Source organism: Actinomadura pelletieri DSM 43383 (assembly GCF_003634705.1).
GTDB lineage: Bacteria > Actinomycetota > Actinomycetes > Streptosporangiales > Streptosporangiaceae > Spirillospora > Spirillospora pelletieri.
The window spans coordinates 595,968-612,936 of record NZ_RBWU01000006.1; the positions used below are offsets into that span (position 1 = coordinate 595,968).

The following is a 16,969-nucleotide window of genomic DNA, read 5'->3' on the forward strand; positions in this document are numbered from 1 at the left end:
TTCGATGTGCGGCAACTGCGCGCATGGCGGGAACTCGTAAGCCATTTGTAAGATGACCAAGGCGGCAACCATTCTCGCGCTCCGTGACGGCCGCGCTCGGGCCCATATCGGGGATTCGCCATTCACCTAGGAGGCCATGGCCGTTCTGACCTCCGTCAAAGTGCGCTCCGCGATCACGCGCGCACGCTCGTTGCCCTCGGCGAGGACGCGGCGAAGGTGCGTCCGGTCGGCGGCGAGTTCGGCGCGGCGGGCGCGGATCGGACGCAGAAACTCGTTGACGGAATCGGTGACGACCTTCTTGAGCGTGGCGGAGCCGCCGTCACCGATCTCGGCGGCGACGTCGTGTGGGTCGCGGTCCTGGCAGAGGGCGGCGAGCAGCACGAGATTGGACACCTGCGGGCGCGTGTCGGGCGCGTAGGCGATATTCCGGTCGTTGTCGGTCACCGCACGTCTGATCAGCCGGGCGGTCTCGTCGGGTCCGGCGGACAGGGCGATGGCGTTGCCCCGGCTCTTGCTCATCTTCTGGCCGTCCGTCCCGAGGAGGCTCGGCGCGGCGGACAGCAGCGCGTCCGGGACGGGGAAGACCGCCCCGTAGCGGTCGTTGAAGCGCCGCGCGATCGTTCGGGTGATCTCCTGGTGCGGAAGCTGGTCGCGGCCCACGGGCACGAGGTTCGCCTTGCAGAACAAGATGTCGGCGGCCTGGTGGACGGGATAGGTGAACATCAGCCCGCTGACCGACGCCTGCCGCGACGCGGCGATCTCGTCCTTGACCGTGGGGTTGCGACTCAGCTCCGAAACCGAAACCAGGGAGAGGAACGGCAGCATGAGCTGGTTCAACGCCGGTACGGCGCTGTGCTGGAAGATCGTCGCCGTGGACGGGTCGATGCCGACGGCGAGATGGTCGGCGACGAGCCCCTCGACATGCTCGGTCAGCCGGTCGGCGACGTCCCGGTCGGTCAGCACCTGGTAGTCGGCGACCAGCACGAACAGTTCCACGCCCGCGGCTTGGAGCCGCACCCGGTTCGCGAGGGTGCCGAAGTAGTGGCCGAGATGGAGCGGGCCGGTGGGGCGGTCGCCGGTCAGAATCCGGAACGCGCCGGGCGCGGCGGCGAGGCGTGCCTCAAGGTCGGTGGCGGTGGTCTCCATGATCTTCTCTCCTCGTGGTCTCCCGGCCGTTCCGCCGGGGCCCGCCCGTGTCACCGAGAAGAGAAAGGGCCGTCCGGCGGACGGCCCGATGGGTGTGCGTGAAGGTCGGCCGTCCTAGGACGGCCACCAGCCCTGACACACGGTGTGCTTCACCCCTCCAGGGTAGACCACGCAATGCGACTGCTCGTAGATAATCCAGGACGGAACCAACTGGGTAGTCTTGACATATGACCTCGATGGCCCCTTCCCGTACGAGCCCCGACCTGTCGTTCCTTCTCGACCGCACCGGTTTCGTGCTGCGAAGCCGTATGACGGCGGCGCTCGCCGAGATCGGGCTGACGCCGCGCATGCACTGCGTCCTCGTGCACGCCCTGGAGGAAGAGCGCACCCAAATCCAGCTCGCCGAGATAGGCGACATGGACAAGACGACGATGGTCGTCACGGTGGACGCCCTGGAGAAGGCCGGTCTCGCCGAGCGCCGCCCGTCGTCCACGGACCGGCGTGCCCGGGTCATCGCGGTCACCGAGGAGGGCGCGCGGGTCGCGGCACGGAGCCAGGAGATCGTGGACGGCGTTCACGAGGCCGCCCTCGGCTCGCTTCCGGAGGCCGATCGGGAGGTGTTCCTGCGCGCGCTGAACGCCTTGGTCGCCGGGCATCTGGCCGTTCCGTCCGAGAGTCCGCAGCCGGTGCGGCGGCCGCGCCAGCGCGCCAAGTAGGTCCAACAAGGATCGTCTGTAACGAAACTATCTGCTACGGTCTCTCCTGTGTTCTCGAACCAGGAGTTGGCCATGCCTTCCCACGCGTCCTCCCGATCGCTCTCCTTCCTGCGCTCGCGCTGGGCGGCCCTCGGCGTGCTGTCCACCACGATGCTGATGACGATCCTGGACGGCTCGATCGTCACCGTCGCCGCGCCCGCCATCCGGGACGACCTCGGCTTCTCACCCGCCGGACTCAGCTGGATCATGAACGCCTACCTGATCCCGCTCGGCGGCCTGCTGCTCCTCGCCGGACGGCTCGGCGACCTGATCGGCCGCCGCACGCTCTTCCTCACCGGAAACGCGGTGTTCACGGCGGCGTCGGTGCTGGCGGGCGCCGCCACCTCGTCCGGTGTGCTGATCGCGGCGCGGTTCCTCCAGGGCGTCGGCAGCGCGCTCGCCTCCGCCGTCGTCCTCGGCATCCTCGTCACGCTGTTCACCGATCCCCGTGAACGCACCATGGCCATCGGGATCTTCAGCTTCACCGGTGCCGCGGGCGCGTCCATCGGGCAGGTGCTCGGCGGGGTGCTCACCGACGCGCTGAACTGGCACTGGATCTTCCTGGTCAACCTGCCGATCGGACTCGCCACGATCCTGCTGGCCCTTCCGGCGCTGCCCCGCGACCGTGGTCTCGGCCTCGCCGCGGGCGCCGACGTCGCCGGTGCGCTGCTCGTCACGTCCGGGCTGGTGCTCGGCATCTACACGATCGTCAAGGTGGAGCGGTACGAGTGGCTGTCCGCGCACACCCTCGGTCTCGGCGCGGTGTCGCTCGCCCTCCTCGCGGGTTTCGTCGTCCGGCAGGCCCGCGCCGCGACGCCGCTGATGCCGCTGCGGATCCTGCGGTCCCGCAACGTGTCCGGCGCCTACGTCGTCCAGCTGCTGACCCTGTCGGCGATGTTCGCGTTCCAGGTCATCGTCGCCCTGTACATGCAGGGGGTCCTCGGGTACGGCGCGCTCGACACGGGTCTGGCGATGCTCCCGGCGGCCGTGATGATCGGCGTGGTGTCGTTGCTGGTGTCCCCGCGGATGTCGAACCGATTCGGTGAGCGTGCCGTGCTGATCACCGGACTCGTGCTTCTGGTCGTCGCGATGGGGTGGCTCACGACCGTCCCGGCGCGGGCCGACTACGTCACCGACCTGCTGCCGGCGTTCGTGCTGATCGCCGGGGCCGGGCTCGTGCTGCCGTCGCTGACCGGGCTCGGCATGTCCAGCGCCCGTCCGGACGACGCGGGCGTCGCGTCGGGGCTGTTCAACACCGTCCAGCAGGTCGGTATGGCGCTCGGAGTCGCGGTCCTGACCACGCTCGCCGCGTCCCGCACCGAGAACCTCCGCGCGGCCGGGCGCGACGAGGCCACCGCGCTCACCGGCGGCTACCACCTGGCGTTCGGCGTCTCCGCGGCCCTGCTGGTCGCCGCGCTCGCCGTGTCGATCCTCGTGCTGCGCCGCCCGCGTCCCGTGGCGTCCGAGACGCCGCGTCCGATCAGTGCGGAAGGACGAGCAGAAGCAGTGGAAGACCGGCGATGACGGGAACGGCGACGGTGGCGGCGGCGCGGGCCTTGCGGGGGAGGGGCTGCGGCTCCAGCAGGCGGTTCACCCGCGCCATCACCGGGATGTTCCCGTGCGAGGCGACACCGAGCGTGCCGGACGGCGCCGCGGCGGGACGGGCGGCGGCGAACCGCAGCAGCGCCGTCGCCAGCTCCCGTGGTGGACGGCCGTGCCTGGCCCGGTCGTCGGCGGCCATCTCGATCAGCAGCTCCACCGCGTCCAGGCACCGTCCGACCAGCCTGAACTGGGGGAACACCTGCCGCAGCGACGCGAACGGCAGCAGCACCAGATCGTGCCGTTCGCGGGCGTGAGCGCGTTCGTGCGCGAGGACCGCGGCCAGTTCCCGCTGGTCGAGCAGCTCCATCGTGCCGGCGCTGACCACGACCTTCGACCGGCGGACGCCGGGAACGCAGTACGCGGCGGCGCCGGGATGGTCGAGGACGAGCGTGCCGGGGACGGCCGAGTCGTGCCGCGACACCAGCGCGAGCAACGCCCGGTGCCGCCGCCGCGCCCGCAGGACCTGGACGATCGCGTACATCAGCATGACCACCAGCACGCCGGTGAGGCTGATCGCCGCGAGCAGCGCCGCGACCTGCGGGGCCCCGAGCCGGGCCGCCTGGTCGGCGTACAGGCCGGGCAGCCCGCCGAGCACGCCCCTCCCGTACGGCAGCAGCGCCAGGCCGAGCAGCGCGCCGATCGTGGCGACGCCCCAGCAGAGCCCGAGGGCCTGCCAGAGCGCGATGGCGAGGCGCGGTGTGCGCCACGTCCATCGGGCCTGGGCCAGCCAGTGCGCCCCGCCGACGGTCCCCAGTGAGATCAATGCGAGCAGGGCGGTACCGGTCATGCCGGAGGTTCCTTACTGGTGAGGCCCGCGAGGGCCTCCCGGATCACGTCGATCTCGTCCTCGGACACGGACCGGACGAAGTGGACGAGCGCCGCGTCCCGGTCGCCCGTCTCGTTCAGCGCGCCGAGCATCAGCTCGGTGACATAGCCCTCCCGGCTGGCGACCGGCCGATACCGCCACGCGCGGCCGTCCCGCTCCCGCTCCAGGAAGCCCTTCTTGGCGAGCCTGTCCAGCACCGTCATCACAGTAGTGTGCGCGAGATCGCGGTCACCGGCCAGTGCGCGACTCACATCCCGGGCGGTCGCCGCGCCGTGCCCGGCGTCCTCCCGCGCCCACAGGACCTCCATGACCGTGCGTTCAAGCTCTCCCAGACCCTTCACAGCTGCCAGATTATCCGACGAACACGACACTGACCACGTCAGGTAGTACTACCGCCTGTAGAGGGCCGCACCAGCCCCATCTCGAACGCGATGATCACGAGATGCACCCGGTCGCGGGCGTCCAGCTTCGTCAGCAGCCGCGCGACATGCGACTTGGCGGTCGGCACACTGATGAACAGCGTCTCGGCGATCTCCTGGTTGGACATGCCGCTGCCGACCAGCGTCAGCACCTCCCGCTCCCGTCCGGTGATGGCGTCGGTCGACCGGAAGATCGGCGCCGCTTCTCGACCGGTGACCGGACGCGCCGCGAACTCCTCGATCAGCCTCCGCGTGACGCTGGGCGCGATCAGCGCGTCCCCGCCCGCCACCACCCGGATCGCCGCCAGGATCTCTTCCAGTGCCATGTCCTTCACCAGGAACCCGCCGGCACCGGCCCGGAGCGACCCGTAGACGTATTCGTCGTCGTCGAACGTGGTCAGCATCAGTACTCGGGCCGTGCTCGGACCGGTGCTGATCCGTCGGGTCGCTTCGATGCCGTCCATGTCGGGCATGCGGATGTCCATGACGACCACGTCCGGTCGAAGTTCCTCGGCGAGCCGGACCGCCTCCGCCCCTGTGCCGGCCTCGCCGACGACCACCAGGTCGGCGGTGTCGGCGATCAACACCCGCAACCCGGCCCGGATCAGCGGCTGGTCGTCGGCCAGGAGGACCCGAACCGTCATCACGCCGGCCGGACGGACGATGCGGCGGTGGTCGCGGCGCCGTCGGGGAGCCGCGCCGTCACGCGGAAACCGCCGTCCGGACGCGGCCCGGCGGTGAGTTCCCCGCCGAGCAGATCGGCCCGTTCACGCATGCCCGCGATGCCGAACCCGGTGCCGGCCACGCCGCCGCGGCCGTCGTCGTCGACCTCGATGACCAGCTCACCGTCCCGGTGGTCGACCGTCACCCGGCAGTGGTCCGTGCCCGCGTGCCGGATGACGTTCGTGACGGCCTCCTGGACGATCCGGTACGCCGACAGGTCGACGTCCGGCGGTAGGGGTCTCCGCTCGCCCCGCCGGACGATCTCGACCCGGACCCCCGCGTCCCGGGCCGACTCGGCGAGCCGGTCGAGGTCGTCCAGTCCGGGTGTGGGGCCGAGCGGTGCGGTGCCCGGTTCGTCCTTGCGCAGCGCGGTGAGCATGCGGCGCAGCCCGGACAGGGTCTCCCGGCTCGTGGACTCGATGGCGTCCAGGGCGTTGCGCGCCTCGTCCGGCTGGCTGGTGATGACCCGTCCACCCACGCCCGCCTGGATCGCGATGATGCCGATGCTGTGCGCGACCATGTCATGGAGTTCGCGGGCGATCCGGAGCCGCTCGGCGGACACCGCCCGCGCCAGCGCCTGTTCGCGCAGCGTCTCGGCGTGCGCCCGCCGCACCCGGACCGAGTTGCCGACCAGCCAGGTGACCGCCATGGCCAGGATGGGCAGGGCCATGACGAGGACGTCGCGCGGTACCAGGAAGGTGATGTACGACGAGGTCTGGACGGTCAGCGTCCCGGCGGCGACCGGCAGTGACACGCGGGGCCGCCTGGTCGCGGCGACATAGGCGACCCCGACATCGGTGACGAGGACCTGGACGATCGCGACGCCCCCGGAGGGCCAGGTGCTCAGCGCGGCGGTCCAGGCGAACAGGAGGAGGCCGAGGGCGGGCAGCGGACGCCGCCACAGCAGCGCAACGACCAGGACCGTGAGCCCGGCGGACACGAGAACGTCCGGGCCGAAGAAGCCGGAATGCCCGGCGTCCACCGCGACGAACAGCACGAAGGGATAGAGGACGGCCGCCGACCAGGCCAGCAGCGTGCCCATGACCCGGCTCACCTGGCGTACTCGGCTCCACGGCATGACGAACATGCGCCGATCGTAACGACGGCTCCGTATCCGCACATTGACCTACGGGACTAATCCCCGGGGCTAATACGTTCGGCGGAAATCCATTCGGCGGCACGACGCTCGGCACCCGTGATCGTTGCCACCGTTTTGTCGTATGAAACGTTGGCTGACGCTGCTTCTCGTAATCGAATTCCTGGGAATCGTGGTCTTCTCGGTCACCTACGACTCATTGGACTTTCGCATCTACTGGTTGGGCGGCCACGCCATTGCGGACGACGCGCGCCTGTACAAGGAGCAGCTGGCCGCCCACTGGTACACCAACACACCCTTCATGGCCGCGCTGTTCGTCCCCGTCGCGGCCCTGCCGCTCACGCTCGCGCGAGTCCTCTGGCAGATCGCCTCACTGTCGGCATTCGTCTGGGCGTGCGCGACGACGGTGCGACTGGCCGGTCGCCAGGTGTCCCTGAAGGTGGTCGTGGTGTTCGGTCTCCTTCTGGCGCCGGTGTGGCACACCTTCTTCCAGGGGCAGGTCAACCTGTTCCTGCTCGCCCTCATCGTCGCCGACATGCATCGCGTCGCCCAGGGCCGTCCCGCCGGAATCGGCATCGGCATCGCCACCGCGATCAAGCTGACACCGGCCATCTTCGTCGTCCTGCTCTTTGTGACGAGACGAACCAGAGACGCCCTCACCGCCACGGGAACCTTCGCGATCTGCACTCTGCTCGCTTACGCGATCGCGCCGGACGCGTCCCGGCTCTATTGGCTGCACACCTTCTATGACACGTCCCGCGTGGGCGTCCCGTACATCAGTAACCAGTCCCCCTACGGCATGCTGACCCGCGTCCTGCGAAGAACCGCCGAAGTCGGCGACTGGTACACCGCCATTCCACCGGCCATCGGCCTTACCGGGCTCACGATCGCATTTCTCTGGGCGCGGCGCGGCGACTGGCTGGCCGCCACCGCGGTCACGGGCGTCACCGGACTCCTGGTCTCACCCATTTCCTGGGCACATCACTGGGTGTGGATTCTCCCGGCCCTGGCGGTACTCGTTCGTAACGACGACCGCGTCATCGCCGCGTGCGCCTACGTGCTCTTCGTCCTGCGGCCCATGTGGTGGACGCCGCACAACGGCCACCCTCTCCAGTACGGCTTCCACCCGCTCATCACCCCGGTAGCCAACTGCTACCTGCTCGCGGGCGTCTTCTTCCTGACCCTCATGGCCGTCCGGCTCCGCCATGATCCACCCGTGGACCCCGGTCGGGTCTCCGACGAGGCGCGGGTCGCGAGCCGGCCTTCGCCGACGGGACGCTCCGCCCTGGACGGAGTCACCCACACCGCTACCCACGGTGATCATTCCCGCCTTGAGAAGCGGATATAACAGGACGCTCGTGACGTTGCACAGCAAACCTTCGTCCCAGGAGTACACACTGAAGGGGCTTCGAGTGTGTATTGTGGGCGCATGGCGAGAATCAACATCACGCTCCCGGACGAGCTTGCCGCCACCCTTCAGGGGCTCGCCGAGGACAAGAAGATCGCCTCGGTGTCCGGGTTCCTCGCGGACGGGGCCAGGCTCAAGCTCGCCTTCCTGCGTGACGCGTCCACGATCGACGACCTGTTCGGCCCGCCGAGCCCCGACGAGCAGGCCATGGTCGACCGGCTGGTCGAAAACGGGGAACCGAACCGCCGGGACGTCGCATGATCACCGGTCACGTCTTCGACGCGACCGCACTCCTCGACCTCGCCACCGGAAAGACGATCTATGTGCGCGCCCGGCTGCGCGCCTCCATCGCCCAGCACGCCACGATCGTCATCCCCGCCACCGCCCTCGCCCGCGCCTGGCAGATCGTCCCCGACCACGGGCGCACCGTCCTGGAACGCCTGCCGCGCATGCAGGTCGTCCATGTGGACGACCTGGACGACGTGATCGCGCAGCAGACCGGCCTGCTGGTCACCGCGATCCCGAACCTCGGCATGGACGCCGCCCAGGCCGCCTGGTCGGCCCGCTGGCGGCGCTGGCCGCTGATCACCGCCAAGCCCCGCATCTACGCGGACGTCCCGGGCCTGCGCGTCGAACAGATCCCGTAACACCCCCCGGTCCTGGACGGGGGCCGGGTGGTTGAGCGTGGCGGGCGCGAAACCTGCCGGCGGTACCGGGAGGGTGGAACGTGCTCTGTCGGTGTCGTGTGAACCGACGGTCGTCGTGGCCAGGATGTGCTGGAGATCGATGCCGTGCAGGGCGATGTTGCACGCCGGTGACACCTACGCCGCCGACCTGAACGCCCGGTCGGCCGACCCACCACCCCCACGCGGCCGTCCTACACCTCGTCGGCGGCACTCCACGCCGCTGCTGTTGCCGCTCCGTGGCGGTCACTGACCGGCACGAGCCGCGGCGCCTCGGTCAGCGCCCATGACGCTCTCACCTGGCGCCGCCGGCGGCCGAGCGGCCCAAGTCGAACGGATGCCGAGGCGCCGACCGGTGCGCTGTCGGCAACGGCGTCCCGCCACCCGGCCCGCCTGGTCAGGCGGGGTCGTTGATTTCTTCTGCGCGTTGGCCTGTCACGAGGTAGACGACGTTTTCCGCCACGTGGACGGCGTGGTCGGCGAAGCGCTCGAAGTAGCGGCCCGCGAGGGGGACGTCGAGGGCCGGTTCCATGCTGGTGCGTTGTCGGGAGGGGCGTCCTGCGGGCCGGTCGCCTGGTCAGGCGGGGTCGTTGATTTCTTCTGCGCGTTGGCCTGTCACGAGGTAGACGACGTTTTCCGCCACGTGGACGGCGTGGTCGGCGAAGCGCTCGAAGTAGCGGCCCGCGAGGGAGATGTCGACGGCCGGTTCCACGCCGTGCTTCCAGCGGGGTGACAGCATCAGGTCGAACAGGCGCCGGTGCAGGCGGTCCATCTGGTCGTCGTCGGCGTCGAGTTCGAGGCCCATCTCGACGTCCTGGGACGCGATCACGCTGCCCGTCTTCGCGATCATTCGTTCGGCGATCTGGCCCATCTCCAGGACGGTGGCCTGAAGTTCCGGCGGCACGGCCGACTCGGGGTGGCGGCGGCGCGCGGTCTTGGCGATGTGGACGGCGAGGTCGCCCATGCGCTCCAGGTCACCGCTCATCCGCAGCGCCGTGATCAGGGTGCGCAGGTCTCCCGCGACGGGCTGCTGGCGCGCCATCAGATCGAACACGGTCTCCTCGATCTCCGCGTCGATCTTGTTGACCTGCTCGTCGCCGCTGATCACGTCCTCGGACAGGCGCAGATCGGCGTCCAGCAGCGCCGTGACCGCGCGGGCCATCGCGGAACGGACGAGCCGGGTCATCTCCACGAGCCGGTCGGAGAGGGAGTCGAGTTCCTCGTGGTACGCGTCGCGCAATTTCGGGGTTCCTTCTGTGCGGGGCACCGGGCAGCCGCCTGCCGGGAAGTGGTGCAAATCGGGGTGAATCGGGCGAAGTTCGGGGTGTTCGGGCGGACTCGCCCACGCCACAGCCTGCCTGCCCGCCGTGAACGTGTCCGAGAAACAAGGTGAACTTTCAGGGAACGAGATCCCCATGACCTGCGCGATGGTGTGGACCTGCGCCGCGAGCCGCTTACGATCCGTGGTGTGGAGGTCGAGATTGTCGCGATCCTGACCGGGCTCGCCGGGCTCGCGGTCGGACTCGCGACGGGATTGGCGGTGCAGGTGAGCGAGCGTGCCCGGCAACCCGCCGTACCCGCGGCGCCGGTGGGCGGTCTGCCGCCGGGTGTCGCGTCCGTGCTCAGCGTGCTGCGGTCGTCCGCCGTCGTGGTGGACGCCGAGGACCGGGTGCTGCGCGCCAGTTCCGCCGCGCGGGCGTTCGGCATCGTCAGCGGCGACCGGCTCGTCGTGGACGAGGTGCTCGCCATGGCGCGGCTCGTCCGGCGGGACGGGGAGATCCGGGAGACCGAGATCCAGGTCGGGCCGACGAGCGTGCGGAGACGGGCGGACGGACGCTGGTTCGCGGTCCGGGTCGCCCCCCTCGGCTCGCACGGCCTCGTGCTCGTCCTCGCCGAGGACCTCACCGACATGCACCGCATCGAGGCGATCCGCCGCGACTTCGTCGCCAACGTCAGCCACGAGCTGAAGACGCCCGTGGGCGCCCTGTCGCTGCTGGCGGAGACGGTCGAGGTCGCCGCCGAGGACCCGGAGGCCGTCCGGCGGTTCGCGGGACGCATGCAGTACGAGTCGATACGCCTGACCAATCTCGTCCAGGACCTCATGACGCTGTCCCGCGTCCAGGGAGACGAACCGCTGCCCGCGCTTCGTCCCGTCACCCTCGACGACGTGACCGCCGAGGCCCTGGAACGCTGCCGGACCAAGGCGTCCGCCAAGGACATCGAACTCGCCACCGGCGGCGAGGACGGCCTGCGCGTCCGCGGCGACCAGGAACTCCTCGTCACCGCGCTGCGCAACCTCGTCGACAACGCCGTCGCCTACAGCCCCGAGAACACCCGGGTCGTCGTCGCGACCAAACGCCGCGACGACGGGCACGTCGAGGTCAACGTCACCGACCAGGGCATCGGCATACCGGACGGAGAGGTGGAACGGATCTTCGAGCGTTTCTACCGGGTCGACCCGGCCCGGTCCCGGCAGACCGGCGGCACCGGCCTCGGACTCGCCATCGTCAAGCACGTCACCAGCAAGCACGGCGGCGACGTGATCGTTTGGAGCAAGGAAGGGCACGGGTCGACGTTCACGATCCGGCTGCCGCTGCTCGACGCCCCACCCCGTCCCCCCGAAGCGAACGCGCGGGCGGGTGCGACGGTCGCCGACGACACGGCCGCCACGAGCGGCGTCGGCACACCCACACACGCGGACGCGGAACAAGACGCGGACGCGGGGAAGAACATAGAGAACATCGCCCGGGAGGCAACACCGTGACCCGCGTACTCGTCGTGGAAGACGAGGAGTCGTTCAGCGACGCACTGTCGTACAACCTGCGCAAGGAGGGCTTCGAGGTGGCCGTCGCCGCCACCGGCCCCGACGCGCTGGACATCTTCGAGCGCAACGGTGCCGACCTCGTGCTCCTCGACCTGATGCTCCCCGGGCTGCCCGGGACGGAGGTGTGCCGGGAGCTGCGCGCCAAGTCCAGCGTCCCCGTCATCATGCTGACCGCCAAGGACAGCGAGGTCGACAAGGTCGTCGGGCTGGAACTCGGCGCCGACGACTACGTCACCAAGCCGTTCTCCACCCGCGAGCTGATCGCCCGGATGCGGGCCGTGCTGCGCCGCCAGGGAGAGGTCGAGGACCTGGCCCCGGCGACCCTGGAGGCGGGCCCGGTGCGGATGGACGTGGAACGGCACGTCGTCAGCGTCGGCGGCGAACCCGTCCAGCTGCCGCTCAAGGAGTTCGAGCTGCTCGAGGTGCTGCTGCGCAACGCGGGCCGCGTCCTGACCCGCATGCAGCTCATCGACCGCGTGTGGGGCGCCGACTACGTCGGGGACACCAAGACCCTGGACGTCCACATCAAACGCCTCCGCGCCAAGATCGAGGAAGTGCCCTCCTCGCCGCGGTACATCGTCACGGTCCGCGGCCTGGGCTACAAGTTCGAGCCCTGATGACAGAGGTAAGGGCCCGTCCGTCCGGACGGGCCCTTACTCGTGGGTCGCGTTGGAGGCGTCAGTGCCCGCCACCGGCGGGTGACTGCCCGGCGCCGGGGGACTGCTCCCCGCCGGGGGACTGCTCTCCGCCGGGGGAAGGGGTCGCGCCCGGCTCCTGGGGCGTTCCGCTCTGCGCCGGCTCCGTCCCCGTGGTCGGCGTGGGCGCGCTCGGTGACGGCGAGGTCTGGCCGCCGGGGCTCGCCAGCGGGTAGCTGTCGTACTCGTCCTGCTGCGCGACGACCGGCACCGAGAACTCGACGGCCCCGGCCTTCTCGAACTGCAACCGCACCGGCACCCTGGTACCGGCGAGCAGTTCCTGCCTGAGGCCCGTCAGCACCACGAGCGGCTGCTCACCACCCGGCGTGGTCGTGGGCCCGGTCCGCCGCGGTCCGGCCGCCGTGTTCTCCGACGTCGGGCTCTCGGTGGGCTCCTGCCCGGCACCGGTCGGCGCGGGCGTCGCCGGCGAGGGCGGCTGCTCGGTCGGCGTGTCGGACGGCTGCCCGCCCGGCTGCTCGCCCGGTTGCTGGGAGGGGGTGCCGCCCGGACGCTGGGTCTCGCCGCCCGTGGCCGTGGGGCCGGGCTTGGACGGCCGCGCCGGAGCGGGCGTCTCCGAGACCTTGCCGAGCAGCTTGACCAGGCTGCCCGTGCCGTCCGGTGAGGCGGGCGGCAGCACCAGCCCGCCACCGTCGATCTTCGCCGCGCCGAAGAGCGGGGAGCTGACCGACACCAGACGGTCCTGCCGGCCCTTGACCTGGTTGATCATCGCGCCGTAGAGCGCCAGCGACGTCCCCGGCGTGATGGGCTGTCCGGGCTTCGGACCCAGCAGGAACATGTTCCGCAGCGCGATCTGCGTCGCCGCCGGATCGTCCTTCGGCACCGACACGTTGACGCCGTCGGTCAGCTGCGTCGGGGCGGCGGACTGGGGATCGCTGCCGGCGCCGCAGCCGGAGATCACCGGCGCGATGGCGACGGCGCCCGCGACGGCGAGCACGACCATTCGACGGCTGGTTCCAATCACGGCGTCGGTCTCCTCGCGAAAGTGTTCGGTGAGAATCTGAGAGCGGCGTCGCAGACGCCAGGGGAAGCGTAGCGAGACCTGACCCGAAACCCCTCTTCGGGGTACCCGACACGCCACCGCGGCGGGATTCTCCTCACCCGGTCGGCGGCCCGCCCGTCAGCCCGTCGTCAGCGCCTTGACCTTCTCGGCGAGTTCCGGCCCGGGCTTCGGTGCCTGGACGACGTCGTTGACCACGCCGTCGGGCTGCACGAAGACGGCGGTGAGGGCGGTGCCGGTCCACCCGGGCGTCCCGGGCTGACGCGTGTACGCGGTGGCGAGCAACGCCTTGGGGTCTTCGAGAATCATCGGAGTGCCTTCGTGGGCGGTTCCCGCGCACGCCTTCAGATCCTTCAGCGACATCCCCTTCTTGTCGCCGACCGGACGGGGATCCGCGACCAGGTAGAAGTCCAATTCGTTCTTCTGCGTCCTGCCCGCGAGGTCGGCCACCACACTTTCGCATTCGTACGCGGGCGGCACGATGGCGATCACCCCGGGGCGCACGTCGCGCAGCCGCTTGGGCGTCCGCTCTCCGGTGACCTCGTCGACACCGCCGTCCGGAAGCAGCCCACCGATCTTGCCGGGACTCGCGGACGGTCGCGGCGCGAGCTGGTCGCCGGTCGGACGCGGCGCCGGACGCGGCCCGAACGCGGTCATCAGAACACCGCTCAGCAACGCGATGAGCAACGCGCCCGCGATGATCGGGATCGCTATGCCGAACCGGGTCAGCGGCCGGCCGAGGCGACGGTAGCGCTCCCTACGACGGCGGCGGCGCTCCTCCTTGCGGTAGGCGACGACATCGCGCTCGAGTTCGCGGGCGTCATCGGGCACGACGACGTCAACGCGGGGCAGCCCGTAGTCATCGGGCTCCGGGCCGTCGCCGTCCGGCCTCACGCCGTACCTCCGTCCTCGCTTCGCCGAGGCGGTCCGTGGCGGGTTCGGCGACCCGAACCGCGGCCGGGCCGTCGTCCAATTTCGGACCCTTCCGGGCGCTTCGTACCCGGACCATCCGGCATGTTCACCTCCAGTATGGAACGCATCCGCGCGACCGGCAGGAGGGATACTTGTAACCGGCGCCCCGTTACCGGTAATGACGAACCGGCGGGACCACGGTGGCCCCTCGGCTACCCTGAGTACGGAGAACAGGGCGCCGATGCACCATTAAAGGGCTTTGTCAATCCCTCAATATGGGGGTTGACCTGCGCATTTGTCTGGAAGGTCGGTTCAGCCACGCTCGTTTGCGTGGTACCCTGGTTCTAGCGGAAGGGGTACTTGTCACATGACTTTCCAGGTCGGCGACACCGTCGTCTACCCCCACCATGGGGCTGCTCGGATCGAGGCCATCGAGACTCGCACCATCAAAGGTGAGGAAAAGACCTATCTGGTCTTGAAGGTCGACAAGGGCGACCTGACAGTGCAGGTCCCGGTCGAGAACGTCGAGGACGTGGGCGTCCGTGACGTCGTCGGCCAGGAGGGTCTGGAGAAGGTGTTCGAGGTGCTGCGCGCCCCCTACACCGAAGAACCCACCAACTGGTCCCGCCGGTACAAGGCGAACCTTGAGAAGCTCGCGTCCGGCGATGTGAACAAAGTCGCCGAGGTCGTCCGTGATCTGTGGCGGCGCGACAAGGAACGCGGTTTGTCGGCCGGCGAGAAGCGCATGCTGGCCAAGGCGCGCCAGATTCTGGTCAGCGAGCTGGCGCTCGCCGAGAAGACCAACGAGGACAAGGCAGAGGCTCTGCTCGACGAGGTCCTGGCCAGCTGAACGGCCGCCGAACTTGAGCGCAAGGCTTCCCCGGGTGGGCGTCGGAACCGACGTCCACCCGTTCTCGTCCGAGCCCCGTCCCCTGTGGGTCGCCGGGCTGCACTGGCCGGACGAAGGCCACGGCCTGGCCGGCCACTCCGACGGCGACGTCGCCGCGCACGCCGCCTGCGACGCCCTCCTGTCGGCCTGCGGCCTCGGCGACGTCGGCGCCGTCTTCGGCACCGCCGACCCCCGCTGGTCGGGCGCCCCCGGCACCACGCTGCTCCGCGAGGTGGCCCGCCTCGTGAACGAGGCGGGCTTCACCATCGGCAACGTCGCCATCCAGGTCATCGGCAACCGTCCCAAGATCGGCAAGCGCCGCGCCGAAGCCGAGAAGACCCTGACCGAGGCCCTCGGCGGTGCCCCCGTCTCCGTCTCCGCCACCACCACGGACGGCCTGGGCCTGACCGGCCGCGGCGAAGGCCTCGCCGCCATGGCCACCGCCCTGGTCGTCCCGACCCCGTGACCCGATCCCACGGACCCATCGCGCCACGGAACGTCGGCCGCCCCGAACCGGGACGGCACAGGGTGCACCTGCCGCTCGACTTGGCGCCGACGGAGTGGACGCCCGTCATGCGCCGACCTTCATCGGCGGGCATCTTGCGATCTCCGAAGAGCCGCGGCCAATGACACGCTGCCTGGGTTGCTCGCGTTCGTGGGGTGCTGGCCGTACTCGTGGCGGCCGGACGTCTTGACCGCCGCGTCTGTGCCGTCTGGGTGGTCAGTGGGGTGGGTGGACGGTGCCGGTTACTTCGCCGAGGGAGATGCGTGAACCGGAGGCTCCGGGGGCCTGGGCGCGGATCGTGACCGTGTCGCCGTCCTCCAGGAAGGCGCGTTCGGTTCCGTCGTCGAGTTTCAGGGGTTCGCGGCCGTCCCAGCTGAGTTCCAGCATGCAGCCGCGCTGGTCGGGGTCGGGGCCCGAGACCGTGCCGGAGCCGAAGAGGTCGCCGGTGCGCAGTGGGGCGCCGTTGACGGTGGCGTGGGCGAGTTGCTGCGGCGCCGTCCAGTACATCGACGCGAACGGCGGTCGGGCCGCGACCCGGCCGTTGATCAGGACCTCCAGGTGCAGGTCGAGGCCCCATGGCTCGTCGCAGCGGAGGTAGGGGAGCGGGGTCGGGTCCTGAACGGGCGGTGACACTCGGGCTGGCTCCAGCGCCGCCAGCGGGACGACCCAGGAGGAGATCGATGTCGCGAACGACTTGCCGAGGAACGGGCCGAGCGGCCGTGACTCCCAGGCCTGCAGGTCGCGGGCGCTCCAGTCGTTCAGCAGCACGACCCCGAACACGTGGTCGCGGAACGCGCCGGTCGGGACGCCGCGTCCGGGGACGGACGGCACGCCCGCGACGAACCCCACCTCCGCCTCGAAGTCGAGCCTGAGCGACGGGCCGAACGTCGGTTCCGGCTCGCCGGGCGTCCGGCGCTGCCCGCACGGACGGATGATCGGCGTCCCGGACGGGTACACGGTCCCGGACCGTCCGTGGTAGGCGACGGGCAGCCGCTTCCAGTTGGACGGAAGCGGCTCGTCCCGGGGCCGGAAGATGCGTCCGGTGTTCCGGGCGTGATGCTCGGAGGAGTAGAAGTCGACATAGTCCGCGACCTCGAAGGGGCGGAGCAGTTCCACGTCGGTGACCGGGATGAGGTGCGGCTCGACCCGGTCGCGGTACGTCTCGTCGGTGAGCAGCTCGACGAGACGCGCGCGGTTGGCCTCCCAGGCGGCGCGTCCCGCCACCATGAAGGCGTTGAGCGAACCGGACGCGAAGTAGCGGCGGTCCTCCACCAGGCCCGCCGCGGACATCGCCGCCAGGTCGAGGACGTGGCCGCCGATCGCCGCGCCCGCGCGGGGCAGCTCACCCGGACGGGAGAAGATCCCGTAGGGCAGGTTCTCCACGCCGAAGCCGCCGTCCGAACCGCCCTCAACCCACGTGTCGGTCGTCATGGAGCCATATCTTCCCTTCGGCGTGTCTTTCATCCGG

General features: G+C 70.2%; 19 protein-coding genes. 9 read left to right on the forward strand and 10 right to left on the reverse strand.

Annotated elements, in window-relative coordinates:
• Nucleotides 1-126: 126 nt before the first annotated feature.
• On the reverse strand, nucleotides 127-1,146 hold the full coding sequence (trpS, locus tag BZB76_RS28005; RefSeq protein ID WP_121437387.1) for a tryptophan--tRNA ligase: 1,020 nt from the start codon (nucleotides 1,144-1,146) through the stop codon (nucleotides 127-129).
• A 227-nt stretch (nucleotides 1,147-1,373) separates the two neighbouring features.
• On the opposite strand from trpS, the gene BZB76_RS28010 reads away from it, so the two are divergent.
• Complete coding sequence (locus tag BZB76_RS28010) at nucleotides 1,374-1,862, forward strand: MarR family winged helix-turn-helix transcriptional regulator (protein ID WP_121437388.1); 489 nt, start codon at nucleotides 1,374-1,376, stop codon at nucleotides 1,860-1,862.
• 72 nt (nucleotides 1,863-1,934) lie between these two features.
• Nucleotides 1,935-3,425: a DHA2 family efflux MFS transporter permease subunit gene (locus BZB76_RS28015; RefSeq protein WP_121437506.1), complete on the forward strand. Its 1,491-nt coding sequence runs from the start codon at nucleotides 1,935-1,937 to the stop codon at nucleotides 3,423-3,425.
• Here BZB76_RS28015 and BZB76_RS28020 read toward each other — a convergent pair.
• From BZB76_RS28020 to BZB76_RS28035, 4 genes are read right to left on the reverse strand one after another with little or no spacing between them, the layout of a single operon-like run.
• Nucleotides 3,382-4,290 (reverse strand): M56 family metallopeptidase, encoded by a 909-nt coding sequence (locus BZB76_RS28020; RefSeq protein WP_121437389.1) that lies wholly within the window; start codon nucleotides 4,288-4,290, stop codon nucleotides 3,382-3,384. The two genes, BZB76_RS28015 and BZB76_RS28020, sit on opposite strands and share 44 nt — an antisense overlap.
• Nucleotides 4,287-4,670 carry a BlaI/MecI/CopY family transcriptional regulator gene (locus BZB76_RS28025; protein WP_121437390.1) on the reverse strand — a complete coding sequence of 128 codons (384 nt, stop codon included), beginning with the start codon at nucleotides 4,668-4,670 and terminating at the stop codon, nucleotides 4,287-4,289. Before BZB76_RS28025 ends, BZB76_RS28020 begins: the two co-directional genes overlap by 4 nt.
• Before the next feature lie 38 nt (nucleotides 4,671-4,708).
• Nucleotides 4,709-5,392, reverse strand: a complete 684-nt coding sequence (locus tag BZB76_RS28030; RefSeq protein WP_121437391.1) for a response regulator — start codon at nucleotides 5,390-5,392, stop codon at nucleotides 4,709-4,711.
• The gene (locus BZB76_RS28035) at nucleotides 5,392-6,558 is read right to left on the reverse strand and encodes a sensor histidine kinase (protein WP_246007255.1); all 1,167 of its coding nucleotides are present in this window, start codon (nucleotides 6,556-6,558) and stop codon (nucleotides 5,392-5,394) included. Before BZB76_RS28035 ends, BZB76_RS28030 begins: the two co-directional genes overlap by 1 nt.
• A gap of 133 nt (nucleotides 6,559-6,691) precedes the next feature.
• Here BZB76_RS28035 and BZB76_RS28040 point away from each other — a divergent pair, with 133 nt between their 5' ends.
• The 3 genes from BZB76_RS28040 to BZB76_RS28050 all read left to right on the forward strand — a co-directional run bounded on the left by BZB76_RS28040 (nucleotide 6,692) and on the right by BZB76_RS28050 (nucleotide 8,622).
• Nucleotides 6,692-7,915, forward strand: coding sequence for a glycosyltransferase 87 family protein (locus tag BZB76_RS28040; protein ID WP_121437392.1), 1,224 nt, complete (start codon nucleotides 6,692-6,694; stop codon nucleotides 7,913-7,915).
• Between the two features lie 81 nt (nucleotides 7,916-7,996).
• Nucleotides 7,997-8,236, forward strand: a complete 240-nt coding sequence (locus BZB76_RS28045; RefSeq protein WP_121437393.1) for a ribbon-helix-helix domain-containing protein — start codon at nucleotides 7,997-7,999, stop codon at nucleotides 8,234-8,236.
• Nucleotides 8,233-8,622 (forward strand): hypothetical protein, encoded by a 390-nt coding sequence (locus tag BZB76_RS28050; protein WP_117401546.1) that lies wholly within the window; start codon nucleotides 8,233-8,235, stop codon nucleotides 8,620-8,622. Before BZB76_RS28045 ends, BZB76_RS28050 begins: the two co-directional genes overlap by 4 nt.
• A 433-nt stretch (nucleotides 8,623-9,055) precedes the next feature.
• Here BZB76_RS28050 and BZB76_RS28055 read toward each other — a convergent pair whose 3' ends face one another.
• Together BZB76_RS28055 and phoU are read right to left on the reverse strand one after the other, a co-directional pair.
• Nucleotides 9,056-9,190: a hypothetical protein gene (locus BZB76_RS28055; RefSeq protein WP_337959776.1), complete on the reverse strand. Its 135-nt coding sequence runs from the start codon at nucleotides 9,188-9,190 to the stop codon at nucleotides 9,056-9,058.
• Nucleotides 9,191-9,235: 45 nt separating this feature from the next.
• Complete coding sequence (gene phoU, locus BZB76_RS28060) at nucleotides 9,236-9,898, reverse strand: phosphate signaling complex protein PhoU (protein WP_121437394.1); 663 nt, start codon at nucleotides 9,896-9,898, stop codon at nucleotides 9,236-9,238.
• 228 nt (nucleotides 9,899-10,126) lie between these two features.
• On the opposite strand from phoU, the gene BZB76_RS28065 reads away from it, so the two are divergent.
• Nucleotides 10,127-11,422, forward strand: coding sequence for a sensor histidine kinase (locus BZB76_RS28065; RefSeq protein WP_121437508.1), 1,296 nt, complete (start codon nucleotides 10,127-10,129; stop codon nucleotides 11,420-11,422).
• Nucleotides 11,419-12,099: a response regulator transcription factor gene (locus tag BZB76_RS28070; protein WP_117401549.1), complete on the forward strand. Its 681-nt coding sequence runs from the start codon at nucleotides 11,419-11,421 to the stop codon at nucleotides 12,097-12,099. Before BZB76_RS28065 ends, BZB76_RS28070 begins: the two co-directional genes overlap by 4 nt.
• A gap of 61 nt (nucleotides 12,100-12,160) precedes the next feature.
• Here the strand turns inward: BZB76_RS28070 and BZB76_RS28075 are convergent, their stop codons facing one another.
• Together BZB76_RS28075 and BZB76_RS28080 are read right to left on the reverse strand one after the other, a co-directional pair.
• Nucleotides 12,161-13,159: a hypothetical protein gene (locus BZB76_RS28075; protein WP_147449579.1), complete on the reverse strand. Its 999-nt coding sequence runs from the start codon at nucleotides 13,157-13,159 to the stop codon at nucleotides 12,161-12,163.
• Between the two features lie 156 nt (nucleotides 13,160-13,315).
• Complete coding sequence (locus BZB76_RS28080) at nucleotides 13,316-14,089, reverse strand: hypothetical protein (RefSeq protein WP_121437396.1); 774 nt, start codon at nucleotides 14,087-14,089, stop codon at nucleotides 13,316-13,318.
• Between the two features lie 385 nt (nucleotides 14,090-14,474).
• Between BZB76_RS28080 and BZB76_RS28085 the strand changes: the two genes are divergently transcribed.
• Complete coding sequence (locus tag BZB76_RS28085) at nucleotides 14,475-14,957, forward strand: CarD family transcriptional regulator (RefSeq protein ID WP_067459337.1); 483 nt, start codon at nucleotides 14,475-14,477, stop codon at nucleotides 14,955-14,957.
• A gap of 34 nt (nucleotides 14,958-14,991) precedes the next feature.
• Nucleotides 14,992-15,462 (forward strand): 2-C-methyl-D-erythritol 2,4-cyclodiphosphate synthase, encoded by a 471-nt coding sequence (gene ispF, locus BZB76_RS28090; protein WP_211343220.1) that lies wholly within the window; start codon nucleotides 14,992-14,994, stop codon nucleotides 15,460-15,462.
• 255 nt (nucleotides 15,463-15,717) lie between these two features.
• On the opposite strand, the gene fahA is transcribed toward ispF, so the two are convergent.
• On the reverse strand, nucleotides 15,718-16,932 hold the full coding sequence (fahA, locus tag BZB76_RS28095; protein WP_121437398.1) for a fumarylacetoacetase: 1,215 nt from the start codon (nucleotides 16,930-16,932) through the stop codon (nucleotides 15,718-15,720).
• Between the last annotated feature and the right edge of the window lie 37 nt (nucleotides 16,933-16,969).